Origin of the sequence: Kribbella ginsengisoli (genome assembly GCF_039537185.1) — a bacterium.
Lineage (GTDB): Bacteria > Actinomycetota > Actinomycetes > Propionibacteriales > Kribbellaceae > Kribbella > Kribbella koreensis.
This window is the reverse complement of record NZ_BAABAA010000006.1, coordinates 1-25,257: the sequence shown is the minus strand read 5'-3', so window position 1 is coordinate 25,257 and position 25,257 is coordinate 1. Positions and strand designations below refer to the sequence as shown.

General features: G+C 68.6%; 27 protein-coding genes. 17 read left to right on the top strand and 10 right to left on the bottom strand.

Translation table 11 applies throughout. The features are described 5' to 3' along the window. Positions 1–128 precede the first annotated feature (128 nt). Positions 129–473, top strand: coding sequence for an ArsR/SmtB family transcription factor (locus tag ABD768_RS21040; RefSeq protein ID WP_425552078.1), 345 nt, complete (start codon positions 129–131; stop codon positions 471–473). Further along, entirely contained in the window at positions 470–1,216 is a 747-nt protein-coding gene (locus ABD768_RS21035) for a cation diffusion facilitator family transporter (RefSeq protein WP_344843086.1), read from the top strand. The genes ABD768_RS21040 and ABD768_RS21035 overlap by 4 nt, the downstream gene beginning before the upstream one ends. On the opposite strand, the gene ABD768_RS21030 is transcribed toward ABD768_RS21035, so the two are convergent. Continuing rightward, positions 1,217–2,539 (bottom strand): ATP-binding protein, encoded by a 1,323-nt coding sequence (locus ABD768_RS21030; RefSeq protein WP_344843084.1) that lies wholly within the window; start codon positions 2,537–2,539, stop codon positions 1,217–1,219. A gap of 205 nt (positions 2,540–2,744) precedes the next feature. On the opposite strand from ABD768_RS21030, the gene ABD768_RS21025 reads away from it, so the two are divergent. The 4 genes from ABD768_RS21025 (at position 2,745) to ABD768_RS21010 (ending at position 6,513) form a co-directional block, all read left to right on the top strand. After that, on the top strand, positions 2,745–3,812 hold the full coding sequence (locus ABD768_RS21025; RefSeq protein WP_344843082.1) for a hypothetical protein: 1,068 nt from the start codon (positions 2,745–2,747) through the stop codon (positions 3,810–3,812). Continuing rightward, a complete protein-coding gene (locus tag ABD768_RS21020; protein WP_344843080.1) occupies positions 3,812–4,873 on the top strand; it encodes a hypothetical protein in 1,062 nt (353 codons plus the stop codon). The genes ABD768_RS21025 and ABD768_RS21020 overlap by 1 nt, the downstream gene beginning before the upstream one ends. Before the next feature lie 79 nt (positions 4,874–4,952). Beyond that, a complete protein-coding gene (locus ABD768_RS21015; RefSeq protein ID WP_344843077.1) occupies positions 4,953–5,783 on the top strand; it encodes a siderophore-interacting protein in 831 nt (276 codons plus the stop codon). A gap of 31 nt (positions 5,784–5,814) precedes the next feature. Continuing rightward, the gene (locus ABD768_RS21010) at positions 5,815–6,513 is read left to right on the top strand and encodes an NADPH-dependent F420 reductase (RefSeq protein WP_425558442.1); all 699 of its coding nucleotides are present in this window, start codon (positions 5,815–5,817) and stop codon (positions 6,511–6,513) included. A gap of 92 nt (positions 6,514–6,605) precedes the next feature. Here ABD768_RS21010 and ABD768_RS21005 read toward each other — a convergent pair whose 3' ends face one another. Further along, positions 6,606–7,358 (bottom strand): hypothetical protein, encoded by a 753-nt coding sequence (locus ABD768_RS21005; protein ID WP_344843070.1) that lies wholly within the window; start codon positions 7,356–7,358, stop codon positions 6,606–6,608. Positions 7,359–7,406: 48 nt separating this feature from the next. Between ABD768_RS21005 and ABD768_RS21000 the strand changes: the two genes are divergently transcribed. From ABD768_RS21000 to ABD768_RS20980, 5 genes are all read left to right on the top strand, one after another. Beyond that, positions 7,407–8,333 (top strand): aminoglycoside phosphotransferase family protein, encoded by a 927-nt coding sequence (locus tag ABD768_RS21000; RefSeq protein WP_344843067.1) that lies wholly within the window; start codon positions 7,407–7,409, stop codon positions 8,331–8,333. A gap of 4 nt (positions 8,334–8,337) precedes the next feature. Next, positions 8,338–8,796 carry a group II truncated hemoglobin gene (locus ABD768_RS20995; protein ID WP_344843065.1) on the top strand — a complete coding sequence of 153 codons (459 nt, stop codon included), beginning with the start codon at positions 8,338–8,340 and terminating at the stop codon, positions 8,794–8,796. Positions 8,797–8,967: 171 nt separating this feature from the next. Then, positions 8,968–10,050, top strand: a complete 1,083-nt coding sequence (locus ABD768_RS20990; protein ID WP_343967723.1) for a quaternary amine ABC transporter ATP-binding protein — start codon at positions 8,968–8,970, stop codon at positions 10,048–10,050. A 1-nt stretch (position 10,051) separates the two neighbouring features. Next, positions 10,052–12,013: an ABC transporter permease subunit gene (locus ABD768_RS20985; protein ID WP_344843063.1), complete on the top strand. Its 1,962-nt coding sequence runs from the start codon at positions 10,052–10,054 to the stop codon at positions 12,011–12,013. Further along, positions 12,010–12,972 carry an ABC transporter substrate-binding protein gene (locus ABD768_RS20980; RefSeq protein WP_343967720.1) on the top strand — a complete coding sequence of 321 codons (963 nt, stop codon included), beginning with the start codon at positions 12,010–12,012 and terminating at the stop codon, positions 12,970–12,972. The genes ABD768_RS20985 and ABD768_RS20980 overlap by 4 nt, the downstream gene beginning before the upstream one ends. Positions 12,973–12,999: 27 nt before the next feature. Here the strand turns inward: ABD768_RS20980 and ABD768_RS20975 are convergent, their stop codons facing one another. Continuing rightward, a complete protein-coding gene (locus tag ABD768_RS20975; protein WP_344843059.1) occupies positions 13,000–14,298 on the bottom strand; it encodes an FAD-binding protein in 1,299 nt (432 codons plus the stop codon). 127 nt (positions 14,299–14,425) lie between these two features. On the opposite strand from ABD768_RS20975, the gene ABD768_RS20970 reads away from it, so the two are divergent. Next, positions 14,426–15,022, top strand: a complete 597-nt coding sequence (locus tag ABD768_RS20970) for a ParA family protein (RefSeq protein WP_343967716.1) — start codon at positions 14,426–14,428, stop codon at positions 15,020–15,022. A 70-nt stretch (positions 15,023–15,092) separates the two neighbouring features. Here ABD768_RS20970 and ABD768_RS20965 read toward each other — a convergent pair whose 3' ends face one another. After that, complete coding sequence (locus tag ABD768_RS20965; RefSeq protein WP_343967714.1) at positions 15,093–16,304, bottom strand: ROK family transcriptional regulator; 1,212 nt, start codon at positions 16,302–16,304, stop codon at positions 15,093–15,095. Positions 16,305–16,466: 162 nt separating this feature from the next. On the opposite strand from ABD768_RS20965, the gene ABD768_RS20960 reads away from it, so the two are divergent. Next, complete coding sequence (locus ABD768_RS20960; RefSeq protein ID WP_344843055.1) at positions 16,467–17,318, top strand: SAM-dependent methyltransferase; 852 nt, start codon at positions 16,467–16,469, stop codon at positions 17,316–17,318. Here ABD768_RS20960 and ABD768_RS20955 read toward each other — a convergent pair. Beyond that, positions 17,315–18,226, bottom strand: coding sequence for an oxygenase MpaB family protein (locus ABD768_RS20955; RefSeq protein WP_344843052.1), 912 nt, complete (start codon positions 18,224–18,226; stop codon positions 17,315–17,317). The two genes, ABD768_RS20960 and ABD768_RS20955, sit on opposite strands and share 4 nt — an antisense overlap. A gap of 36 nt (positions 18,227–18,262) precedes the next feature. After that, positions 18,263–19,921 carry a PHP domain-containing protein gene (locus ABD768_RS20950; protein ID WP_344843049.1) on the bottom strand — a complete coding sequence of 553 codons (1,659 nt, stop codon included), beginning with the start codon at positions 19,919–19,921 and terminating at the stop codon, positions 18,263–18,265. Positions 19,922–20,051: 130 nt separating this feature from the next. Between ABD768_RS20950 and ABD768_RS20945 the strand changes: the two genes are divergently transcribed. Both ABD768_RS20945 and ABD768_RS20940 read left to right on the top strand, forming a co-directional pair. Continuing rightward, positions 20,052–20,390 (top strand): PadR family transcriptional regulator, encoded by a 339-nt coding sequence (locus tag ABD768_RS20945; protein WP_343967706.1) that lies wholly within the window; start codon positions 20,052–20,054, stop codon positions 20,388–20,390. After that, positions 20,387–21,391, top strand: a complete 1,005-nt coding sequence (locus ABD768_RS20940) for a hypothetical protein (RefSeq protein WP_344843045.1) — start codon at positions 20,387–20,389, stop codon at positions 21,389–21,391. The genes ABD768_RS20945 and ABD768_RS20940 overlap by 4 nt, the downstream gene beginning before the upstream one ends. Here ABD768_RS20940 and ABD768_RS20935 read toward each other — a convergent pair. Both ABD768_RS20935 and ABD768_RS20930 read right to left on the bottom strand, forming a co-directional pair. Further along, positions 21,355–21,891 (bottom strand): GNAT family N-acetyltransferase, encoded by a 537-nt coding sequence (locus ABD768_RS20935; RefSeq protein WP_344843042.1) that lies wholly within the window; start codon positions 21,889–21,891, stop codon positions 21,355–21,357. The two genes, ABD768_RS20940 and ABD768_RS20935, sit on opposite strands and share 37 nt — an antisense overlap. Positions 21,892–21,899: 8 nt before the next feature. Continuing rightward, a complete protein-coding gene (locus ABD768_RS20930; protein WP_343967702.1) occupies positions 21,900–23,195 on the bottom strand; it encodes an NsdA family TPR-like regulatory protein in 1,296 nt (431 codons plus the stop codon). A gap of 230 nt (positions 23,196–23,425) precedes the next feature. Between ABD768_RS20930 and ABD768_RS20925 the strand changes: the two genes are divergently transcribed. After that, the gene (locus ABD768_RS20925) at positions 23,426–23,602 is read left to right on the top strand and encodes a hypothetical protein (RefSeq protein ID WP_344843040.1); all 177 of its coding nucleotides are present in this window, start codon (positions 23,426–23,428) and stop codon (positions 23,600–23,602) included. A 324-nt stretch (positions 23,603–23,926) separates the two neighbouring features. On the opposite strand, the gene ABD768_RS20920 is transcribed toward ABD768_RS20925, so the two are convergent. Further along, complete coding sequence (locus ABD768_RS20920) at positions 23,927–24,346, bottom strand: MarR family winged helix-turn-helix transcriptional regulator (RefSeq protein WP_344843037.1); 420 nt, start codon at positions 24,344–24,346, stop codon at positions 23,927–23,929. 28 nt (positions 24,347–24,374) lie between these two features. Here ABD768_RS20920 and ABD768_RS20915 point away from each other — a divergent pair, with 28 nt between their 5' ends. Further along, entirely contained in the window at positions 24,375–24,806 is a 432-nt protein-coding gene (locus ABD768_RS20915) for a MarR family winged helix-turn-helix transcriptional regulator (RefSeq protein ID WP_344843034.1), read from the top strand. Between the two features lie 127 nt (positions 24,807–24,933). Here ABD768_RS20915 and ABD768_RS20910 read toward each other — a convergent pair. Further along, positions 24,934–25,257: GNAT family N-acetyltransferase (locus tag ABD768_RS20910; RefSeq protein WP_344843032.1), on the bottom strand; the 324-nt coding region annotated here is incomplete at its 5' end.

The following is a 25,257-nucleotide window of genomic DNA, read 5'->3' as shown; positions in this document are numbered from 1 at the left end:
CCAGGCCGCCAGTTGCTACACACGGCAGCCACCCCGCAACACCTGCAGGTCCACACAGGGCCCGGCGACCGCCGGCGTGGGGTTTTGCTCGGGCTTGTTGATACAGCTTTCGGTGAATACATCATCTGATGTACTGTCTGGGCGTGGACACGATCAGTCGGGGTGAGGTGTTGGCTCGGTTCGGGCATGCGTTGTCGGATCCGACCAGGACTCAGGTGATGCTTGTTCTCAGCGAAGGGGCCAGCTATCCGGCTGATCTGGCTGAGCGGATCGGGGTCAGCCGGCAGTCGCTGTCCAATCATTTGGCTTGCCTGCGCGGGTGTGGGCTGGTGGTGGCGGAGCCCGAAGGACGCCGGACTCGGTACGAATTGGCCGATCCGTCGCTCGGCACCGCTCTCGCTCAACTTCTCAACGTGGTTCTGGCAGTGGACCCCGCCTGCTGCCGGCCCGACGCGACGGGTGAGTGCCGATGACTGAAGCAACAAACAGCCCTCGCCAACTCCCCATCGCCATCGGTGAGCCACGGCTCCTCCCGCTCACCAGTCCGCTGCAGAAGGTGCAACCGTCGGCAGACGAGGTTGCCAGGCGTCGGCGATTGGGGCGGCGTGCACAGATACTGGCCGGGACGAGTGTTGGCTACAACGTGGTTGAGGCTGCGGTGGCTATCGCGGCCGGCACCGTGTCCGGGTCGGTGGCGCTGGTGGGGTTCGGGTTGGACTCCATCGTCGAGGTGGCCAGCGGGCTGATCATCTTGTGGCAGTTCCGGAGTCCGATGCCGGAGACGCGGGAGCGCCGGGCGTTGCGGCTGATCGCGTTGTCGTTCTTCGGGTTGGCGCTCTACGTCTCGTTCGAGTCCGTACGGTCCCTTGTCACCGGTTCGGCGCCCGACGCGTCCGGCGTCGGCATCGGGTTGGCGATCGCGTCGCTGATCGTCATGCCGGTGCTGTCGGCCGCGCAACGGCGTACGGGCAAAGCACTGCAATCCAACTCAGTAGTTGCCGACGGCACCCAAACCCTGCTCTGCACCTATCTGTCAGCCGTGCTCCTGGTCGGCCTCGTGCTCAACGCGACGCTCGGCTGGTCCTGGGCGGACCCGATCGCCGGCCTCGTCATCGCCGCGATCGCCCTTCGCGAAGGAATCCAAGCCTGGCAAGGAAAAGGCTGCTGCGCCCCCACCAACGCAGGAGCCCACGCCTGCGAAGACGGCTGCTGCTGACTATCCGTTCACCCGGAACGTCGTGTTGCCGACCTGTCGAGTCGAGGTGACCCGGCCTGGTACGTGCTGACCGGGCGCGGGAGTGATCGCGGGTCCCGGCGTACCGGGCAACGCAACCCCAGCATGGGCAGCCGACTGCCCGACGCGTGTCTGGACCCAGTCCTGCAAACCAGGATCAGCCAGCGACAACCGTGAACCGCTGTCCCGCACCATCCCGCGAGCGACCAGCCCCTGCCGAGCCGCATCCACCTCTTGCCACTTGCCCGGCCCGGCTGCCTGCGTCTCGCCCTGCATCGCCAACCCCCGCGGTCCCCGCACAGCGACCTTCGCCAGCAAATCCTTCTCCGCCGGCGAACAGGAATTCCAAGCAGCCTGGTAGAACACCCGAGCCTGATCGTTCACCCGAGCCGTCGCCGCCTTCGCCACGTCAGCAGTGATCCCGTACGGCGGCCGCGCGAACTCCAGTGCCGTCTCCGACAAATCACGCAACCGGCTCGGATTGCCATTGGCCGACTTGAGCAGCTGCTCCACTGCCTCCGGCTGATACGGGATTCCGGCCCGGCGCAACGGCTCGGTGACGCTCGGCCGCAGCTCGTCGGCACTCAGCGGCCCACACTCCCGTACGTCGAAACGCCCCGTCACCCCAGTAGCGACCCCAGACATCCCGCCCGACGCAGCCATCAGCCGAGTAGCAGCCATCTCGCCTCCCGCCCCCACGAGATAAACGCGCTGCCCCTGCCGCTCCAGATGCGCCGACAACTCCGTCAACGCCGCCAGATCCCGATCGGACGCGACGTCGAGGTTGTCGACCATCAGCATCACCGGCTGACCCTTCTTGGCGGCCAGCTCGCCCAGGTTGCCGGCGAGCTGATTGAGCGTGCTGCCGACCCCGTCCTTGCCGGGCGCCTCCCATTGCTTCTTGACCACCGCCTGGACCGGCGCGACCCCGAAGCGGAGTTCGGCGCCGCGTTGCTCGCTGCGGCTGCGCTGGGTCAGGTCCCGAAGCGTCTTCTTCAGCTTGCGCAGCGCGAAGTACCCGTGCTGTTTGCGAAGCCCGCCGAGGTCCTCGCTGACCGCGCGCACGAACCGGTTCTCCAACGGCTCCCGCGGCGACGCGTCGACCCGGACCGCGATCCAGCCGTTGCGTTGCGCGAAGGCCTGCGCTCGATCCAGCTCCAGGCTCTTACCCATCCCAGGTGCGCCGGTGAACAGCACCGAATTGCCCTCGGGCTCCCGCCGGTCGAGCGAGATCGGCCGGCCCAGCCGATCGGTCCGGGTCACCATGTACGCCGGGCGCCGGGGCGTGCCGAAGACGCGACTCATCCCCCCACCCAACGCCGCGCAACCAGCCGGGACGAGATCACCAGATGAACATCCGGGCGGTCGCCGTTGAACCCCTCAGAACACTTGATGCGCCACGCGCCGGAAAAGTTGCGACAAATAGCTGGTCAATTTGTTCCCAAAAGAAAGAGCCCGGATAATTCACCAGGCCCTGTGAACTTTGCAATCTCCGTGTCATTCTGCGCAAATGAACAGATGGTCGGCGCGGTTTTGCGTGGTAATAGCGGGAATGGTCTCGATGCTGGTGGCGGCGCCGGCCGGAGCCGCGCCCCAGGTGGCGCAGTCACCGGATCCGAAGCTGACCGTCACGGACGTGGTCCTCGGCCGGACGTCGGTCGCCGTCTCCGGCCTCAACCGGGTCGCCGTGCCGGTGACGGTCAAGGCGGGCTACAACTCCGACGACCCGAGCGACGCCGGCACGCTGCTCAACGTGTTCCTGAAGCGAACCGCTGGAATCGGTGCGGTCCCGCTGATGATCGCCGGTCACCTGACCCGGACGGCCGGAACGCTGAAGAACGGCACCTGGACCGGCACGGTCGACGTGCCCTCGACCGCGAACGGGACCTTCCAGGTGGTCGGCGTGCTCCCCGGCGCAACCCTCGACGGCTCGGACGGCAGCATGACCAGTGAGACGCCCTTCAACGGCCCGAGTATCGCGGTCACCGGACTGCACCAGCCGAAGCTCGGCGTCTCGGTGATCCCGCGGGTGGTGCCGTTCGGCTCAGGCTTCGCGGTGAAGGCTGCCATCTACGACTCCACCACCGGCAAGCCCTACGCCAGCCGGATCCTGCTCCAGATCCAGAACGACAACCTGTGCATCGAGTACGACGCCGGCTCGAAGTACACCGACCGCTCCGGCATCCTGCTGGCGTCCTTCCCGGCCGCCGCCGCTGACTACCTGACCTGTGTCCGGGTGCGAGGCAAGTACTTCGACACCCTCGGGACCGGCTGGTTCGTACTCCGCCCCGGCATCGTCAGCGCGACGCCGTCGAAGACCAGCGCCGGGATCGGGACCATCGTCCCGGTCAACGGCTCGGTGCGCGGCGCTCCGGCCGGCTGCCCGGTCGTCCTGCAACGCCTGTACGCCGGGGCGCACTGGCGCGGCGTAAGCGCGGCAACTGTCCGCGCCAGCGGCCGGTTCACGGTCAACGCTCAACCGCCGTACGCCGGAAACGTCAGCTACCGGGTGTCCTTGCCGACCTGCGACAGATTCCAGGCCGGAGTCAGCAAAACCTTCGTCATCAGGGGAATCTAATGCGCAGTAGAAGTACTGGGGTGGTGATCGCGGCGCTCGCCGTGATCGCCTCGACGATGGTCGCGGCACCAGCGGCCCAAGCAATGCCCCCGGACCCGGACCTGTCGGTCACCAGCGTGACGCTGGGGAGAACGTCGGTCGCGGTCTCGGGGATGAACATGTATCCGGTCGCAGTGACGCTCAAGGCCAGCTATCCGCCCAGCAGCCCACCGACCGCCCACAAGGTGCTCGCCGTCATCCTCGAGCGCTCGGGCGGTGTCGGGCCGATCAATCTGATCGTCGCCGGCAACCTGGTGCGGACCGTCGGTACGGCGCAGAACGGCACCTGGACCGGCAATCTCAACGTCCCGTCGACGGCCAATGGGACCTTCAAGGTCAGCGGCGTGGTCGAGGGAGACAGCTACACCGGCGACGACGGCAGCAAGCCCGGTCCGACGCCGTTCGCCGGGCCGAGTCTCGCGATCCGTGGCGTCCACATCCCGAAGATCGGTGTCTCGGTGGTGCCGCGGGTAGTGCCGTTCAACGCGGCGTACCAGGTCAGGGCCGCGATCTACGACTCCGCGACCGGCAAGGCCTACGGGACCCGCATCCTGCTGCAGGTGGTCCGGTCCAACCTCTGCGCCGAGTACGACGCCGGATCCAAGTACACCAACACGGCCGGCCTCCTCGTCACGAACTTCCCGGGCGCCGGCGGAGACGTCAACCACTGCGTCCGGGTCCGCGGCCCGTACGTGGACCAACTGGCCTTCCGCTTCTACCCGCTCCGGCCGGGCATCGTCTCAGCCGCGCCGGCGAAGCCGAGTGCGCCCGCCGGCCAGGTCGTGCTCGTCAACGGCTCCGTCAAAGGCGGGTACTTCCCGGTGCCACGCCCGGTGACGCTGCAGCGCCTCTACAGCACCGGATGGCGCGGGGTCAGCAGCTCGACGGTTCGCCAGAGCGGCCGGATCACGCTCACGGCGCAGCCGCCGTCCGTCGGAAACTTCACTTACCGGGTGTATCTGCCGACCTTCCAGCACTACCAGGCCGGAGCCGGCAAGACCTTCGTGATCCGCGGGACCTGAGGGCGTTGGGCGGAGTGAGTTAGCCTAACTTAGGTATGCCTAACTCATTCCGCCCGACCGTCGAGAGGACCGTGCTCGCGTGAGTACCCCCGCACCCCGTAACCGCCGCGCCAAGCTGGGGGTCGTCCTCAGGACCGAGCGCGTCACCCCGCACATGATCAGGGTGGTGCTGAGCTGCGACGAGTTCGTCGACAACGGCACCACCGACCACTACGTCAAGCTTCTCTTCCTGCAGCCGGGCGTGGAGTATCCGGAACCGCTCGACATGGGCGAGGTCCGGGAGAAGCTGCCGTCCGAGCACTGGCCGACGATGCGGACCTACACCGTTCGCGCGTGGGACGAGTCCACCAAGGAACTGACGATCGACTTCGTCCACCACGGTGACGAGGGTGTCGCCGGTCCGTGGGCCGCGGCGGCTCAGCCCGGCGACAAGCTCTGGTTCAACGGTCCCGGTGGTGCGTACGCGCCGCAGGAGACGGCCGCCTGGCACCTGCTGGTCGGCGACGAGAGCGCGTTGCCGGCGATCGGGGCTGCCATCGAGGGTCTCCCGCCGGGCGCGCACGCGAAGGTGTTCGTCGAGGTCGAGGACGAGACCGAGGAGCAGAAGTTCAGCGGCTCCGGCGAGGTCGAGCTGACCTACCTGCATCGCGCCGGCATGACCGGCGAACGCGGTGACGGCCTGGTCGAGCTGGTCGAGGCGCTGGAGTTCCCGGCCGGCGACGTACAGGTGTTCGTGCACGGCGAGGCCGGCTTCGTACTGCGGTTGCGCAAGCATCTCTTCGGCGAGCGTTGTCTCGCGCGCGACCAGGTCTCGCTGTCGGGATACTGGCGGCTCGGCAAGAACGAGGACGGCTGGCAGGCCGAGAAGGCCGACACCGCCCGCAAGGAACGCGAAGCGGCCGGCAACTGATCAACAGCCCGGATGATTCCAAGCTCCTCTGGTGTTGTCGCCTTCGGGGGACAACTTCAGAGGAGCAGATGTGAAGATCGGCATCATCGGCAGCGGCAACATCGGTGGCACCCTGACCCGGCGGCTGAGCGCCCTCGGCCATGACGTCTCGGTGGCGAACTCGCGCGGACCCGAGTCCCTGCGCGACCTCGCCGCGGAGACGGGCGCGACCCCGGTCGAGGTGAGCGAGGCCGCCAGCGGCGCGGAGCTCGTCGTCGTGACGATTCCCGAGGGCAAGGTGCCGGCGCTGCCGGCCGGGCTGTTCGACGGTGCGGCCGACGGGTTCGTGGTCGTTGACACAGGCAACTACTACCCGCAGCGCGACGGCCGGATCGCGGGCATCGAGGACGAGGGGCTGACCGAGAGCGGCTGGGTCGCCCAGCAGCTCGGGCAGCCGGTGGTCAAGGCCTTCAACAACATCATGGCCCAGCACCTGCTGGAGAACGGTGTCCCCGCCGGTACGCCGGGCCGGATCGCGCTCCCGGTGGCCGCCGACGACCAGCAGGCGAAGGAGAAGGTGTTCCGCCTGATCGACGAACTCGGCTTCGACGCCGTCGACACCGGCACCCTCGCCGACTCCTGGCGCCAGCAGCCCGGCTCCCCGGTCTACGTAGCCGACGCCGACGCCGACGGAGTCCGCAAACTCCTGGCCGAAGCAACCCCCGACCGCCAGGACGCCTTCAAGGGCTGACCCGGCACCACCCGCCGCGCCGGGGCACCCGGCTTGCCCCACCCACCGGGCGCCCGCCCACGGCGCGCCCGCCCACGGCGCGGCCGCGGGGGTTAGTGCGTGCGGGCGGTGGCGATGCGGCGTTCGAGGATTTCGGCGATGGCCGGCGCCTCGTTCTGCGGGAGTACCCAGTCCTCGCCCTGCGCTTGCAAGATGAGCGCAGGGCCCGGGCTGCTCGCGGGTGCGAGCTTCATCGCCACCGGATACTTGAGCCGCTCGGAGCCCGACAGCGTCACCGCGTACACGCCCGTCAGCGCGGTGAGCGGGTAGGACTTCTCCCGTACGGTGCTCTCCCCGTCGAGCGTCTGCAACACCATCTGCTCGTGCAAGGTGACCTGCTCGGCGCCGATCGACATCCGCAGCCGGGTCAGCCCGCGCATCCGGAAGCTCAGCTCGTACTCCGAATCCGCCAGCTCCGGAATCGCCGGCATCATCAGAACCCGGAACCCGTACCGCCCGAAGCCCGTACCGACGATGGCGCCGGCGACCGTGATGGGCAGTGCCCACGCCGTCAGCCCGTCGGCGCCGAGCACCTTCGCGTCGAACGCCGTCAGCAGCGCCGCCACCCCACCGAGCAGGAATCCGGCCCGGGGCCACCGCACGGGGCGATACCGGCTCTTCGCCCGCCACCGCCATCCAGCGGCGAGCACCGCGACCGGAACCAGCGCCGCCGCCCACTTCGCCGGACCCTCATCGGAGGCGGCGCTGACCCACAGGACCAGCGCGAGGAAGATCAGCGGGATGCCGACGTAGATGAACGACACGACCCGTTGCGCCTGCCGCTGCCTTGCCTCCAGTGAGCTCACCTGGAAAACCCAAGCACAGCGGACGCCAGACGCCTAAAGTTGCCGGGGATGACCGCGCTCTTCGAAGTACCGGCCCCGCTGTTCAAGACGCTCTCCGACCAGCTGCCGTGGCTCGACGCCGCGCCCACGCTGGCCGCGGAGTACCTCGACCGCTGGAACCTTCGCCTCGACGGCAAGCCGCTGCACGGAATGGCCTCGATCGTCCTGCCGGTCGTCCGGACAGCCGACGCAACCCCGGCGATGCTCAAGCTCCAGCCCTTCACCGACGAGAACAAGGGCGAGGCCCTCGGCCTCAAGACGTGGAGCACCGACGACGTCGTCGAGGTCCTCGACGATGACCCGGCAACCGCCACGATCCTCCTCGAGCGACTCGAACCGCGTTCGCTCGCCGACGTCCCCGACGACACCGAGGCGACGAGGATCCTGGCCGAGCTGCTCGCCCGGCTGTCCGTAGTACCGGCTCCACCCGGTCTGCGACGACTCGAGGACATCGTCACCGAGATGCTCGCCGACGCGACCCGACTGATCCCGCGCCTGGCCGACCCCGACCAACAGTCGCTCGTACGCCGGTACGCCGCACAAGCCGCCGAATTGGTGCAGGACCCAGGCGACCGACTCCTCCACTGGGACCTCCACTACGAGAACGTGCTCGCCGCCCACCGCAAACCCTGGCTGGTGATCGATCCGAAGCCGCTGGCCGGCGACCCGGGCTTCGAGATCCTGCCCGTCCTGCACAACCGCTGGGACGACCTGGTAGCCACCGGTGACCTCCACCGGGCGATCCACCGGCGCTTCGACCTGATGCTCGACGTCACGGGCATCGACCGCGAGCGGGCGGTCGGCTGGACGAGGGTCCGGATCCTGCAGAACGTGCTCTGGGACCTCGACGATCCCGAGGACGAGCGCGAGGACAAGATCGATCCGCACCAGCTGGAGATCGCCAGAGCCCTTGACCCTGCCGACCTGATTACATAGTTACATGACTACACCAACTGTGTATGAGTGGGCAGGCGGCGCGGAGGCGTTCCGCCGGCTGACCGACGTGTTCTACGACGAGGTGGCGAAGGATCCGATCCTCGCCCCCGTCTTCGCGCACATGAGCGACCAGCACAAGGAGCACGTAGCGATCTGGCTCGGCGAGGTGTTCGGCGGCCCGAGCCGGTACACCGACGAGCTCGGCGGCTACCCCGCGATGCTCGGCCACCACCTGAATCTCGGCCTGACCGAGGAGCAGCGCTCCCGCTGGGCCGCCCTGATCGCCGCCAGCGCCGACCCGGCCGGCCTCCCGAACGACCCGGAGTTCCGCTCGGCCTTCGTCGCATACATCGAGTGGGGCACCCGCATCGCTCTAGCCAACTCGCAGCCCGGCGCAACCCCGCCCCCGAAGGCCCCGGTCCCACACTGGGGTTGGGGTGAAGCACCGCCGTACCAGCCGTGATAGTTGTGACGTAACCGGTGCCGCGAGGGGCTTTCGCCGCAGTGACGCCGGGGTAAGACCTGGTAAAGGTTGCAGTGTCAGACACCCGTCGGGGGAAACCGGGAACCAGGGCTTCGATATTGTCGGCGGTTCACGACGAACCCGGTGGCCGGGATGCGAGGGTGAACCATAGTGACCGCTCAGCTCGAGTACCCCGACTTGCAGGACAGCGAGGCGCTGCTGTCGATCCAGGGTCTGTGGAAGGTGTTCGGGCCGAAGGCGGCCCGGGTGCCCCGCCGGCCGGAACTGGCGGCGCTCAGTCGCGCCCAGCTGCTCGACCGGACCGGCTGTACGGCGGCCGTCCGCGACCTGAGCTTCGACGTCGCCCCTGGTGAGGTGTTCGTCGTGATGGGCTTGTCGGGCTCCGGCAAGTCGACGCTGGTCCGCTGCCTGACCCGGCTGATCGAGCCGACCGCCGGCAGCATCTTCTTCGAGGGCGAGGACCTGCGCGCCGCCGACGAGAAGCGACTGCGGACGCTGCGCCGGAGCAAGTTCTCGATGGTCTTCCAGCACTTCGGCCTGCTCCCGCACCGCAAGGTGATCGACAACGTCTCGTACGGGCTCGAGGTCCGCGGCGAGAGCAAGCCGGACCGCAAGCGCCGCGCCCAGGAGGTCATCGACCTGGTCGGCCTCCGCGGCAACGAGAACCTGTACCCCGAACAGCTCTCCGGCGGCATGCAGCAGCGCGTCGGCCTGGCCCGCGCGCTCGCCTGCGACCCGGACGTCCTGCTCTTCGACGAGCCGTTCTCCGCGCTCGACCCGCTGATCCGCCGGGAGATGCAGACCGAGGTCGTCCGGCTGCACCGCGAGGTCGGCAAGACGATGGTCTTCATCACCCACGACCTGAACGAGGCGCTGAAGCTCGGCGACCGGATCCTGCTGATGCGTGACGGCGAAGCGGTCCAGCTCGGCACCGGTGACGAGCTCGTCGGGGCGCCGGCCGACGACTACGTGCGCGACTTCGTCCGCGACATCCCGCGGGCCGACGTCCTCACCCTGCGCTGGATCGTCCGCCAGCCGCGTCCGGACGAGGAGCTGTCCGCGCTGGAGCTGGGCCCGGACGTCCTGGTCCGCGAGGCGACCCGGCAGGTGCTCGAGTCCTCGCTCCCGGTCAAGGTGGTCGCCGACGGGCAGTTGCTCGGCGTGATCGGCGACGAGGAGATCCTGACCGTCGTCGCGGACCGGGAAACTCACTCCTCACCCGCGCGCGCCTGACATGGCCTCCATCACCGGCTCGGTTCACATCGAGGTCAAACGGCCCCGGCGCTCTGTCATCGTCGGGGTGCTGCTGGTCGTCTGGGTCGCCGCCTGGTTCGTGCTCAAGGGCATCAACACGCTGGCGCTCGGCGGGCAGGAGACGACCGGGCTGCACCGCTGGCTGACCGAGCACCGCGACTTCATGGGTAGCGGCAACGCGGTCCTCGACGGGATCCGGGTCGCCGTCGACCAACTCGTCGTCCTGCTGCAGGCGGTCATCTCGCAACCGTCGTACGGGCGGCCCGTGCCGGTCATCGGGTGGCTGGGGGTCGTGGCTGTTTCGGCGTACCTGGCCTGGGCCTTCGGCAACTGGAAAGTCGCGCTGCTGACCGCGGGCGGGCTGACCTTCCTCGGGCTGCAGGGGTTGTGGCAGGAGAGCATGGACACGCTCTCGCTGACCATCGCCGCCGTCCTGCTCGCGCTGCTGGTCGGCATCCCGCTCGGTATCTGGGCAGGCCTGTCGAATCGGGTGTTCAAGGTCGCGACGCTGATCCTCGACCTGATGCAGACCCTGCCGACCTTCGTGTACCTCGCGCCGCTGACCCTCTTCTTCGCGATCGGCCCGGCCGCCGCGACGATCGCGACGCTGATCTACGCCGCGCCGCCGGTGGTCCGGCTGACCGCGCACGCGATCCGCTCGGTGCCGCGCGAGAGTGTCGAGGCGGCGCGCTCGCTCGGCTCGTCGGGCGGGCAGACGCTGGTCAAGGTGCTGCTGCCGATGTCGCGCAGCACGGTCGTCGTCGGCATCAACCAGACGATCATGGCCGCGCTGTCGATGGTGACGGTGGCCGCGCTGATCGACGCGCCCGGCCTCGGCCAGACGGTGCTGAAGGCGCTGCAGACGCTCGACGTCGGGGTCGCGTTCAACGCCGGGCTGGCGATCGTCGTACTGGCCATCGTGCTCGACCGGGTGACCACGGCGGCCGGCGACCGGCCATGGCGTACCGCGAGCCTGCGGCGCAAGGTGCTGCTCGGCGCCGGCGCAGCGGCTGTGTTGGTGGCGGTCTGGTTCTCGCGTACCTACGTGTGGGCGGCCGAGTTCCCGACCGGTGCGAATGTCGGCTCGAAGATCGCGGTCGCGGCGACCGACGTGACCACCTGGGTGCAGGACGTCTTCGGCGGGTTCACGTACGGGGTCCGCGACGCGGTGACGAAGGGCGTGCTCAACCCGTTCGAGGGGTTGCTCACTGAGTCGCCCTGGTGGCTCGTGGCGGCGGTTGTCGTCGCGCTGGCCGCGTTGCTGGGGAGCTGGCGGGGCGCAGTACCGGCTGCTGTGTGCCTGGGTCTGCTGGTGGCGACCGGGGTGTGGCACGACAGCATGGTCACGCTGGCGTCGACGCTGCTCGCGACCGTCGTGGTCGTTGCCGTCGGGCTCGGGCTCGGGGTGTGGACGGGGCGTAATCACCGTGCGGACAGCTGGCTGCGGCCTGTGCTGGACGCCGGCCAGACGATGCCGCCGTTCGTTTACCTCGTACCTTTCCTGGCGCTGTTCGGGACCAGCCGGTTCACCGCGATCGCGGCGGCCGTGGTCTTCGCCGTACCGGTCACCACCAAGATCGTTGCCGATGGCATCCGCGCGGTGCCGGTCGCGACGGTCGAGGCGGCCAACTCGGTCGGGTCGAGCACGTGGCAGGTGATCAGCAAGGTGCAGTTGCCGGTGGCCCGCCGGGCGATCACGCTGGCGGTCAACCAGGGCCTGATCTACGTGCTCTCGATGGTCGTCGTCGGCGGTCTCGTCGGCGCCGGCGCACTCGGGTACGACGTCGCCGCCGGTTTCGCCCAGAGCGAGCTGTACGGCAAGGGACTCGCCGCCGGGCTGGCTATCGTGCTGCTCGGCGTGATGCTCGACCGGATCACGCAGGCCGCGGCCCGGCGGACCCGGAAGTACAAGGGAAGATCTAGAGGAGACAACCTGTGGTGACCAACAAGCTCCGTACTGCTGGAGTGCTGACCGCCTTGGCGCTGGCCCTGACTGCCTGTGGCGGTGCGAAGGTCGGATCCGACAAGCCGGCCGCCGGCAGCAGTGGCAAGGAGTGCGGCACCTTCAACCTGACCGTCAGCCCGTGGGTCGGGTACGAGGCGAACGCGGCCGTCGTCGCCTACGTCGCGACCAAGGAGCTCGGCTGCAAGGTGGTGAAGAAGAACCTCAAGGAAGAGATCGCCTGGCAGGGGTTCAGCACCGGCGAGGTCGACGTGAACCTGGAGAACTGGGGGCACGAGGACCTGAAGAAGAAGTACATCGAGACCGACAAGGTCGCGGTCGAGGCCGGGTCCACCGGGGTCAAAGGCGTGATCGGCTGGTACGTGCCGCCGTGGATGGCGGCCAAGTACCCCGACATCACCGACTCGAAGAACCTGAACAAGTACGCCGACCTGTTCAAGACCTCGGAGTCCGGCGGCAAGGGCCAGTTGCTGGACGGCGATCCGTCGTACGTGACGAACGACGAGGCGCTGGTGAAGAACCTGAACCTCGACTACAAGGTGGTGCAGAGCGGCAGCGAGACCGCGCTGATCCAGGCCTTCCGCGACGCCGAGAAGAACAAGAAGCCGCTGCTCGCCTACTTCTACGAGCCGCAGTGGTTCTTCAACGAGGTCAAGCTGGTGAAGATCAACCTGCCGGCGTACAAGGCCGGGTGTGACGCGGTTCCGGCGAAGGTCGCCTGCGACTACCCGCCGTACGACCTGGACAAGATCGTGTCGAAGAAGTTCGCCGACTCGGGCAGCCCGGCGTACGAGCTGGTGAAGAAGTTCAGCTGGACCAACGACGACCAGAACGTGGTGGCGAAGTACATCGCCGAGGACAAGCTGACCCCGGACGCGGCGGCCGAGAAGTGGGTCAAGGACAACCAGTCGAAGGTCGACGCCTGGCTGGGTAAGTAGTCTCCGCTTTCCTTCCTTCCCCCGAGATCAGAAGATTTTCGGGCCGGGAGTCAGGATTCCGGCCGGGTCTGTTGTCCGCTTGAGTTCTTGAAGGTGGGGCCAGCGGTCGCCGTAGTGGTCGGCCCAGTCGGCCTGGCTGAAGGGGACCGACTCGATCGGGTACCGCGTGCCGCCGAGCGCGCGGGCCCGGTCGTACAGGCGGCGGTTGCGGGCGAGCATCTCGTCGGCGAACTCCGCGCCGGGCTGTCCGGCCGTCATGACGGTGAAGAGGTAGACCCACTCGCTGTCGTCCTGGGGCAGGCGCAGCGACGGGCGGGTGAGCTTGGCGCGGCGGTGCGCATAGAGCAGGACGAAGCCGCCGATGCCGATGTCCACCGGGGTCAGGCTCTGCACGACCTCGGTGACGTAGTGCTCGACGGATTCCTCGGGCAGCCAGAGGGTGAGCCAGGGTTTGGCCAGGTGGTCCCAGTCGAGCGCTTCGCGGAGTTGTTCGACCGCGTCGTCGATCCGGGTGACGTGCGGGAGGAAGTCGTTGTGGGTGAGCGTGGTTTCGGTGGGTGTCAGCTCTCGTAGTACGTGCTGGTCGTCCGGCGGCTCGGCGGTCTGATGGAACGTGAAGGCGCTGAGCTGCTGGATCTCGCCGAACTCGCCGTACAACTCGCTCACCTCGGACCGGTGGAGCAGAGTCCGGAAATCCCGCAGAAGCTCCCGTATGTCCGCATAGGCGAGCGTGTATCCCCGAACCCGCTCCGGAGCGGCCACCAGCCGAACAGTCGCCTTGGTGATGATCCCGAACTGCCCCACGCCGGCCAGCACAGCCTCGAACAGCTCTTTGTCGTGCTCCGCCGAACACACCCGCCGCTCGCCGGTGCCGGTGACCACCTCCAGCTCGATCACCGAGTCGACCTGGCCGCCCGACTGGATCGCCGGTGGGATCCCACCCAGCGAGAGCGTCCCGCCGAAGGTCAACCCGAGGAACCCGGTGAGTGCCGGCGGAGTCAGGCCTTTCGCATGCGCGGCGTCGGTGAGCTGCAGCCAGTCGGCGCCGGCATCGACGACCGCGTAGTCGTCGCCGATCTCATGGATGGTGTTGAGCGAGGTCATGTCGATCAACACGCCGTCGGTGAGCCCCTGGCCGTCGGTGGTGTTGGCGAGGCCGCGGGCGGCGACCGGAATGCCGTCCTGTGCGCAGCGCCGGACGATCTCCTGGATGTCCTCGACCGAGGCCGGTCTGAGCACACCTTGCGGCACCTTCGTCCGGTACCTCCCCGCGTCCTCCGACACCCGCTCGCGGCTGGCACGGTCGACCAGGTACTCACCCTGCAAGGGGACCTCCGGCGTACAGGTTGAAGGGTGGTTGAGCTAGTTCGGGGCTACCGGCAATTATCACGCGGCGCGCGAGCAACGCCGACGACACGCCGGAAATGTGGCCGGACCGGGTAGCGTCGGTTCCATGATCATCGTGACAGCTGCACTGAAGGGCGGGGTAGGTAAGACAACCACGTCGGTGTATTTGGCCGCGCTGGCATCTTCCAACCGTCGCACAGCCACCCTCATCGACGCCGACCCGCAGGGGAGCGCCGCGGACTGGATCGCCGATTCCGACGACGAGCACCTGGCCAGGATCGAGATCTCCGAGGCGCCGACCGAGCGACTCCTGACGAAGGCGCTGGACCGGGTGCCACCGGAAGGCATCGGGGTGGTGGACATGCCCCCCTCCCACGAACGCCTCCTCAACAAGGCGCTCGAACGGGCCCGCATGGTAGTCATCCCCACCCGGGTCGGCGGCGTGGAAACCCCACGGGTGAAGGCAGTCCTGGAGCTGGTTCCCAAGGAAATCCCGGTCGGCCTGGTGATCTGCTCGGCCCGCACCTACACCCGCAGCTACCAAGAGGCGATGCAGCAGTACGCCGAGGAGAACATCCCCGTCTGGGGCACCATCCCCGAACGGGTCTCCATCACCGCCGGCCCCACCGGACCCCTGGCCGAAGACGGCCTGGAGTCCTACCGCAAGGTCTGGCGAAAAATCCTAGCCGCCGCCCGCAGCTAGCCACACCTTCGACCGGGGAGGTAACTACCCCCGGCAAGGGCTAAAAACTGCCCCAACCCTCGCCGAAAGCTCAGCGGGTGAGGGGTGGTTCGCCTCGGACGTAGGAGCGGATGACCGTGGCGGCAGCGCCTCGGGCCCAGTCGTCGAAGGTGTGGGAGCGGAGCATCAGGCGGCAGTCGCCGGCGGCACCGAAGGCGTGGTCGGCGAAGGCCTGGCGCATGCGCTGGTCGTAGAGGTCGTAGTCGGCGACGCCCTCGCCGGCGATGACGACCAGTTCGGGGCCGACCAGGTTGACCATCGCGGCCAGGGCCGAGCCGATGACCTCGCCGGCCCGGTCGAAGGCCTCGCGGGCGTGCTCGTCGCCGTCGTGGGCCAGCTCGATGGCGCCGGACAGGTCCAGGTCCGGCTGGCCAGTGGTTTCCCGTACCCGGGCCAGAATCGCGTCCGACGACGCGACCGTCTCCACGCAACCCCGTCGTCCACAAGTACACACGAGTTCCCCGGGCGCCAACGGCAGATGCCCGAGCTCACCCGACACCCCATGCGCCCCCGACACCACCTCGCCGTTGATGTAGAGCCCGCACCCGACCCCAGACCCGATCGTCACAACAGCGAACGAGTCGGCATCCACACCGACCCCGAACCAGTGCTCAGCCACCGTCAGTGCCCGCACGTCGTTCGACACCACGACCGGCACCTTCAACTGCTCCGACAGCAGCGCAGCGAGCGGCACATCGCGCCATCCCATGAACGGCGAGTCCCGCACCACCCCGTGCAACGCGTCGACATCCCCCGAGACCGCGACCCCGATCCCGATCAGCGGCCCCGCGGGATCAGCCGGATCGTCGAGCGTCTCGATCAGCTCCTTGGCCAGCTCGGCCAGCCGCTTGATCACCGACTCCGCCGACGTGTCGGTCACCTGCTGGTGACGTACCGCCCGGATCCCCGCCCGGAAGTCCGTCGTCACGCCGATCAGGTCCGTCGGCGTCACCTTCAGCCCGATCACCGAGATGCTGTCCGGTACCACCGTCAGCGGGCTCACCGGCCGCCCGATCCCCAGCTCCACCCGCCCCACGTCGTCGACCGGCACGGCGACCGGCTGATCGGTCACGAACCCCGCCTCGATCAGCGGCGCGACGGCCTTGGTGACGGCGGCTTGGGAGAGTCCGGTACGCCGGGCGATCTCGACCCGCGGGATCGGTCCCTGGGTCAGAATCCTGGTCAGCACCTCGACCCCCGCCGGAGTAGCGAGAGGCAGCGGGCGGTTCGGGCGCAACGGCACAGGACCAAACTACCGGCGTCGGGAGCCTTTCATCGCTCCGGGCGCACCTCCGACCGCAAAACAGTGCAAAGACTGCCTCGCCGCCCGGAGGATCACCGCCGCTCCGGTTTAGCCTCGAGCGAGGGGAAAAGCTACCGGGGGCGACCGGAAAGAGGTTGGTGAATGCCCGACCCGACGAGCCAGGACCCCGTCGTGGCTCCCGGTGTCGACGCCACCAAACCGAGTGTCGCGCGGGTGTACGACGCGTTCCTCGGCGGCAAGGACAACTACGAGTGCGACCGCGCCGTCGTCCGGCAGATCCTCGAGATCGCCCCCGAACTGCCCGACTGGACCCGGGAGAACCGCCGCTGGCTCGCCCGTGTCGTCGAGTGGCTGACCCGCGAGGCGCGGCTGACCCAGTTCCTCGACCTCGGCTCCGGCCTGCCGACCGCGCAGAACACCCACCAGCTCGCCCAGCAGATCAACCCCGCCGCCAAGGTCGTGTACGTCGACAACGACCCGGCCGTGATCGCCCACGGCCGCGCCCTGCTCCTCGACAACGACAACACCTTCTTCGTACCGGCCGACTTCACCGAGCCGGAGAAGCTGCTCGCCGACCCGATCGTCACCGGCAACCTCGACCCCGGCCGCCCGATCGGGATGATCCAGGCGCTCGTCCTGCATCACCTCGAGGACTACGACCAGACCCGCGAACTCGTCCGTACGTACGTCGAAGCGCTCCCATCCGGCTCGTTCCTGGCGATCAGCCACGCCTGCAACCCACGCGACGGCAGCGAAGCGGCGCGCCTGTCGACGGACCTCGAAGCGAAATTCCACGAGCGGTTCCCGTCCCTGCGCTTCCGCACTCCCGCCGAGATCACCGCGTTCTTCGACGGCCTGGAGCTCCTCGATCCCGGCGTCGTCCGCCTCTACGACTGGTGGCCGCCGGGCGTCGTCCTCGAAGAGAGCCCGGCCGCCGGCCTCCGCGCAGGCGCCGGCCAGATCCTGTACTGCGGCCTCGCGCGCAAGCCCTAATCCGGCAGGGGCGACTTGTCGACATTCATCGCAGCCTCGAGCGTGGGCGACGCCAACGCCCACCGAATCGTCCGGGTCAGCCCCTCCCCAGCGGCCCGCACCACAGTCCCCTCAGCCAGCGGCAAGAACGGCAACCGCAACGGCCACCGAGTCCACCACGGCAACAGCCCGACCGCCGCAGCAGTCAGAACGGCGTACGCAGGCCGCGCAGCGAGTGGCACCGGCGGATGCACCAGGATGAAGCGAGCCGCCTGCCGCGCTTCCGTCGTACCGCGCAACTCCGGCCGGTACTCCTCCAGCATCTGCCGCAGTTCCACCTGAGTGGTCGGCGGCTCCACCACGCCCAGTGCCCGAGCAACCCGAGCCGTGTCCTCGATGTACCCATCACTCTCAGCACTGTCGAGCGGCGCTGCGCCGTACTGCCGATAAGCGGCCAGGAAGCTATCCACCTCAGCAAGGTGCACCCACTTGAGCAAGTGCGGGTCGGACGCCCGGTACCGAACACCATCGGGGCTAGACCCGCGCACACGCGAGTGCACCCCGCGTACCCGAGCCACCGCCTCCTCCGCGTCAGCACTAGCCCCGTACGTCGTGATGGCAAGGAAGTAGCTGGTCCGCTGTAGCCGTCCCCACGGGTCACCGCGATAGCCCGAGTGAGCCGACACCGCCGCCATGGCCAACGGATGCAGCGACTGCAGCAGCAGTGCCCGCAACCCACCCGCGAACATCGACGCATCCCCGTGCACCCGCCGAATCGGCCGATCCGGCGCAAACCACCGAGGACCCGGGGTGTCATGCACCCGCGCCCGCTCAGCCAGGGGATCCGGCCCGGCCACCTTCGTCAGGATCATCCGGGCAAGCCCGTCCCTCAACGGGTTGAACAGGTTCTCCTGCGGAGTGGTGGACATACTCCCAGTCTGCCCACCACTCCAAGCCCCCGACCATCAGTGAGAGACGTCGACGAACACCGGGTTCGTGTACAGCCAGGTGTCGAGCCACGGGTCGCCGTCACCGTTCGGGTGCTGGATCGGCCCGGCTGGGTCGATCTTGCGGCCCAGGTAGCCGGGACCGTTCCGCCTGCCGTCACTACCGCGCAGGCGGATGTAGTGCGACCGCTCTGCCCGGCCCAGCGGGATGCGCAGCGTGTAGGTACCGGTCTTCCGGTGTACGTCGATCTGCTCGACCACTCGCGTGTCCGGTGCCCGCCAGTTGTCCTTGTCCGGCGCCATACCGGTCACCACACCCCGGATGACGTCCAGGTGAGCCAGCTGCGGCACCAGACCGTGGAAGTTCGGCCGGGTCGCAGTGGTCACCGTGACCCGCAGCTCCAGCCGCTCACTGCGGCGTACCTTCAACCGCCCGCCCAGCGTGACCCCGCGATGCGACGAGCCGGCCGGAGCCACCCGTACGTCGATCCCGTCGACCAGCTGCCCGTGGTCCACCCACACCCGGCCGGCCCGCAGTCCAGCCATCACGTCCAGGTAGCCGTACTTCGTCACGCCCACATGCGTCCGGCTGAACTGACCCGGCCAGAAGTCGCTACCGGCCTGCGGAGTACCCGCATCGGTCGGGGACGGCTTCCACCCGAGCGAGTCGAAGTTCTGCCCGGGCGGGAACACCCCATCCGTCCAGGTGTCCCAGATCGTCCGGTGGTTGTCGCTGTTCGAGGTGATCGAGAACAGCTTGCCCTCGGCGAGCAGGGCATCCCAGAGGCCACCCACTGTCGCCGTCGCCCAGTCGAAGCCGCCGTAGGTCCGGTAGGCGTCGTTCGGGTACCCCGGGAAGCTGCCGTTGCCCGGGTTGTTCACGTACTCACCGCGCTGCGAGTTGGTCGTCCCGCGGAAGGCCACCCAGGCGGGATCGGCGTCGCCCTGCGAACCCGGCGCACCCTCCATGCCGATCATCACGCCGCTGTCCCGCCAGGCCCTGAGCTCGTGCGGCGAGTCGATGCCCAGCCGCAGTGGGTGGTTGGCCAGCACGAGTACGTCGTCGACGAACCCGCTCTGCTTCTGCGCGGCCAGCCATTGCAGCGCCTTGAGCGCGTGCGCCTCGTTCTCAGGAGTGTCGGCGGAGCGGCCAGTCAGCTTGCCGTCGTACTCGCGTTCGAACTGCTGGAGCAGCGCGACGTTGTTCGGCCCCGGCGCGACCAGCACCGTGCCGTGCTCCGCCGCCGGGATGTACCACTCGAGGCCCTGGAAGATCAGCATCCGCGGGTTCTCGGCCCGCGCCTTCAGCACCTCGACGTTCTCCGCGGCCGCGCCCTTGTCCGCGTGCCCGAAGTTGCTGTGCTCGGTGAACGCCATCCAGTCCAGCCCGAACTGCGCCCCACGCTGCGCGTGCTGGGTGAAGTCGTACTTCGCGTCATGGCTGTACCGCGTGTGCACGTGATGGTCGCCGACCAGATAGACCAGCTCCGGGTCCCCAGACGAAGTACTGGCCGCCGCCTCACCGGCTCCCGCGACCCCACTGATCCCGGCTGCGGCGAACCCCGCACCCAGCAGCCCGGCGCCCCGGATCAACCCACGGCGCGACACCCCCTGCGGATCGAGTGCCTCTTCGGGAACGTCGGGATCGGCCCACTCGGGGACTTGCTGCTCGGTCATGGCGGGAACCTTTCTTGTGCTGACAAGTCACTGTCAAGGCCCGCGATGACGCGAAGATGTGCACCGGATGAACTGTCGCCGCACATACCGATGGTTGTCATATACCGATGAACTGACTATGGTGATCGGCATGCCTTCCACCGAGATGCGCGAGCCGACGTTCCTCGTCCTGGCCGCGCTGGCCGACGGCCGCAAACACGGCTATGCCGTGATCACCGAGGTGACCGGCCTGTCCAGCGGCCGCGTCACCCTCCGCCCAGGCACTCTGTACGCCGCCCTGGACCGCCTCTGTGATGAGGGCCTGGTCCGCCCGGCCGGCGAGGAGATCGTCGACGGCCGCCTCCGCCGGTACTACGAGCTGACCGACTCCGGCGCCGAGGCGCTGGCCACCGAGGCCTCCCGCCTCCAGTCGAACGCCGCCCAGGCGATCAGCCGCCTCCGCCTCCGCCCGAGCGGGGGTGCCGCATGAGCACGTTGTACAGGGGAGTGCTCAGCTGCTACCCCCGCTGGTGGCGTGAACGGCACGGCGAGGAGGCACTCGGCCTGCTCATCGACTCCGCCGAGGCTCGCGGTCGTACCGACCTCAGAGACCTGCTCAACCTGGCGGCTCATGCTGCCCGGGTCCGGCTGACCCAGTCGGGTCCGCCCACTCTGGTCCAGGGCATCCGCAACCGTGTGTCGGTGATCGCTGCGACCTTGCTCGCGGCGATCGGCAGTACCTTCCTGATCTTCGGTGAGTGGGCGCCCTGGGATCCGCAGACCAGCATGGGAGGTTCGCCGGTCGCCAACGTGACCACCGGATCGATCTGCTTCCTCGCCGGGCTGCTCGCCGCGATCACGATGGTCTTCGACCGCCCGGTCGCCGCACGCTGGTTGGCGGCAACCAGCGCGGTGAGCGCGCTCGCCGTCATGTTCCCGCCGCTCGAGCAGTTGGCCGAGTCGTTCGGCTTCACCCGTCCCCCAGGCACGATCTTGCTGTTCACCGCCGTGATCGCAACCCTCGCCGCCGCCGGCGTCCCAACAAGGTCCATGACTTCTCGTGGCCGATTCGCTGTGCTGGTGGCGTGCCCTTCCATGGGCGCGGTGCTGGTGACGGCTCTGTCGCTCTACCCCGACAACTGGTTCTTCTACCGGCTGCCCGACCAGCAGTCGCTGCGGATCGGCCTAGGAGTCCTGCTCGGCACGGCGTTGATCGTGATCGCCATCGTCCTGCTGCTCGCCGGTCACCGCGCCTGGGGAGCGGCACTCGCCATCAACTCGGTGCCGTGGCTGCTGATGTTCTACCTCGACCCACTGGGGAGTGGGACCTGGGCGTCCAGCGGCCCACTGGGAGTGGTCAGCTCCATGCCGCTCGGCGGTCTCGGCGTACTGCTCTTGGTGATGCTCGCAGCTTTGGCAGCCGGACTGATCGCCGTCCGGATCAACCGCCGGCCTCAGCCGGCCGCGAACTCCGTGGCCAGCAGCGAGTAGAGCAGTGAGTCGCGCCAGTCGCCGTTGGTGAAGACGTGGTGCCGGATCCGGCCCTCGTAGCTGAAGCCGAGGCGCTTGACCACCGCGATCGAGGCCAGGTTGTCCGGGCCGATCGCGGCGCTGACCCGATGCAGCTCGAGCGGCCCGAAGGCGAACTTCAGCATCGCCCGGGCCGCCTCGGTGGCGTAGCCGTGACCCCAGTGGTCCGCGGCGATCGCATAGCCGAGGTGCGCTGCCCGTACTCCGGTGGGCCCGAGCCGGGCGAAGCCGATCATCCTGTCGTCGTCGAGGCGGGTGACGGCGAGCAGGTAGTCGGGCCGCTCGGGCTGCTGGGACCGCTCGACGATCGCGGTCAGCGTCGTGGCTGCCGCCGCGCGGTCCCGGCTGTCGAACGACAGCCAGTTGGTCACCCGATCGTCACCGACGATGGCCAGATAGGCATCCAGATCGTCAAGCACGAACTCGCGCAGCTTGAGGCCATCGCCGGTGAGCGGATCCATCCCGCCTGCTACCGCGGGAAGGTCTGCATCGGCGTCCGGGTGAACATCTCGATCTCTTCCTGCAGTTCGCGGGCGTCGTCGCCGTGCCCGGACTGCCGCAGGGCCTGGTGCACCCGGCGGGCCGAGTGCACGACACCGTTGATCCGGCGCTCGGCCGGCAGGCCGAGCACCGGCGCGAGCGCGTCGGCGGCGCCTTCCAGTTCACCGCTCGCGATCCGGGTGATGGCCATGGCGGCGTGGCTGCCGGCGGCGTCGCCGAAGGCCCACTCGGGGTGCGATTGGTCGTTGTAGGCGTCTACTGCCTGCCGGGAGTACTGCTCGGCGGTCTCCCGCTCGCCCGGAAGCCAGGCCAGCGCGTCGGCCGCGTAGTACAGCTGGCGGTTGCGGCCGAACGTGCACAGGCCGCCCATCTCGTCGAGCTCGTCGGCCTGGACCGTGCCCCACGCGTTCTCCGCGCGGACCAGGGCGGCCCGGGCGGCGTCCGCGTTGCCCAGTGCGGCCCAGGCGCGGGCCTCGCTCACCGGGAGCCAGACACCCGTGGTGCTGTTGGCCTGCTCGGCATACCCGGCGCCCAGCTGGGCATACCGGACCGAGTCGTGCGGGTTGCCGGCCCAGTAGGAGACCAACGACTGCAGTCCACGGACCCAGGCGCGCAGCCCGTGGTGGTCGGCGTTGTCGGCGCACAGGAAGGCGGTCCTGGCCTGGGTCAGCGCGGCGTGCGGGTTGCCGAGGTCGTGTGACGCCTTGGCGAGGAGGCCACCGGTCACGCCGCCGAGGAAGTACAGCTGCCGCAGGTGTTCCGGACGCTGCCGGCTCTCCAGCAACGCGAAGACCAGGTCCTGCGTCTCGACCAGCTGGCCGAGGATTTCCGGCAGCGGGCGCTGCGGGTAGGCCTTCGCGACGTGTCTCACGTCGTCGTACACCTGTTCCATGGCCTCGCTTCCGAGACCGGTCTGGGCCGCGAGGGCAAAAGCCCGCGCACGGCTGGCAGCCATGTCGAGTACCTCCATCTCATTACCTGTCGTGATCCGTCCACCCGCCGCAGGCGCCGGCACCACCTGGGCGGCCTGCTCGGGGACGTACGGAGCGAGGAGTTCCTCGACCGGCTTGCCGAACATGCGTTGCAGGGTGCGCCGGGTCTGTGGAGTGGTCCCTGCTCGCTCGCCCGATGCGAGGCGCCGCAGGTGCCGCTCGGTGATGGTTCCACCCAGCTCGACGAACTCGGCGACGATCTCGGAGTAGGTCTGGTTCCGGCGCTGGATCAGGTGCGCCAGGACCGTCTTTGGCGTATACCTACCCGCCATCGTTCCTCCCGTTCACGTCAGATAAGACGTTGTCTCGACTCGTGCCCCACTACAAGGTGCAGTCACCCAGATGTCCGCCAGAGGTCCGGGAGAGGTCCGGCAAAGGTCCTCTCCAGGTCCTAGAGCGGTCACGGTCGGTCTGTGCACCATTACTGCCATGACAACCAGTAAGTCCAACTGGTTGCAAGGGCTGAGAGTTACGGGGTGAGCAAGCAGTGACTGTTGCGGAAATGACGTCGAGGCAGCACCGGCGCCGAGTGCGGGTCTGGTTCGGTGAGCATGTGATCGCGCAGTACGTGGCAGAAGCACCGTTGGCAGCGCGCTACGAGCAGGCGATGCGGCGCCGTTTCGCCGGTCTCAAGGTCACCAACGACCTGCTCGGCCCGCAGCAGGAAACCGACATCTAACACCAAATTCTTCCGGGTCCTCCTCAGACCCGGAGCTGCTCCTGGGGTCTCCTCACGTCCAGGGTCAGCGTTCGAAGGTCCGGGGCACTCCTCAGCTCCGGACGAAACCATAGGTGCGGTCCGGGGCATCCTCAGCTCCGGACCGCACCGCCCACCAGCCCGGCTGGGCTGGCGGCTGAGTCCCTGTATCGCCGCCGCCCAGCCGTTCCAAACCACCTCCTGGCCGACACCTCGGGCCGGGCGGGGCAAGTGGCTCCTGACACCTCACCAGGAGCCACACTCCGAGGTGGCCGGATCCGCTGTGTGACCGCCGCGCCTGGGCGGTCACACAGCGGAACCATTTGCGGGCCGGTGGCCGAGATTGACCGCCATCCGGCGCAGGACGTCGAGCGTCTGCAGATACTCCGCGTCGACGATCCCGTTGGTGATCCGCCGCCGCTGCGCCTGGACCTTCTCGTTCAGTTGCGCGTGTGCCGCCACTCCGGCCGGCGTCAGTCCGTCGTCGTCGAGCCAGCCGCGCTCCGTCAGCGGACCTGTCAACGATGCCAGCTCGGCCGGATCGCCGGACAGGAACGGCGCCAGCGCGACCGCGACCGGCGCCTCGCCCTGGACGGCGTTCAGGATCTGCCATTGGCGCCGGCTCACGCCGTCGGCCGCGAGGACCTGCTCGAAGGACTGCTCGAGCAGCCGGTCCACTTCCTTCAGCCACCATCCGATAGGCTTGTTGTCATCTGACATGTGCATGTCAATGAGCATATATCTTGGAGGGCTGATGGTCGACCCCGTCGCCGAGGTCGAGGCCGCGATGGTGGCGATCCGGCGCCGCCAGACGAAGCGGATGTTCGCCCGCGCGGCCGGCGTCGCCGACGACTCGGGCCAGCAGGTGATCGACGCGATCGAGGCAGCCGGCCCCGACCCCTTGGGCGTGAACGGCATCGCCGAGGCCCTCGGTGTCGACCAGCCGCGCGCCAGCAAACTCGTCGCCGCCGCGGTCGCCGCAGGCCTGGTACGCCGCGAAGCCGATCAACTGGACGGTCGACGAACCAACCTCGTCCTCACCCAGGCGGGCCACGACCGCCTATCCGCAGTCCACGCCATCCGCCGCACCCGCTTCGCCGAAGCAATGACCGACTGGCCGGACTCAGACAAAGAAACCTTCGCCATCCTCCTCACCCGCTTCGTCGCAGCCCTCAACCGCAGCTAGCCGCCGAACCACCGCCGCGCTCCCGCCACGGCCCCGCCACGCTCCCGCCACGGCCCCGCCACGGCCCCGCCGCGCTCCCGCCACGGCCCCGCCGCGCTCCCGGCGCAGCCCCCGGCGCGGCCCCGGCTCAGCCGGTCGTTGCGACGTAGACCGCGAACGGTGCGTCCGGGTGGACGCCCTCCCGGCCCTCGACCAGGCCATCGGTCCGGATCTCACCCGCGTACGTCATCCCCAACCGCTCCATCACCGCGCGGGACGCGGAGTTGATCCGCTCGGTGAACGCGATCACCGCCCGAGCCCCCAGCACACCGAAGGCGTAGTCGAGCCCCGCCCGACCGAGCTCGGTAGCAAAGCCTTGGCCACGGGCAGAGCCCACCAAAGCCCACCCAAGCTCCAACCGATCAGCAACCCAAGCACCCCCGAGCCCACCCCCGACCCACTCCCCAACGAC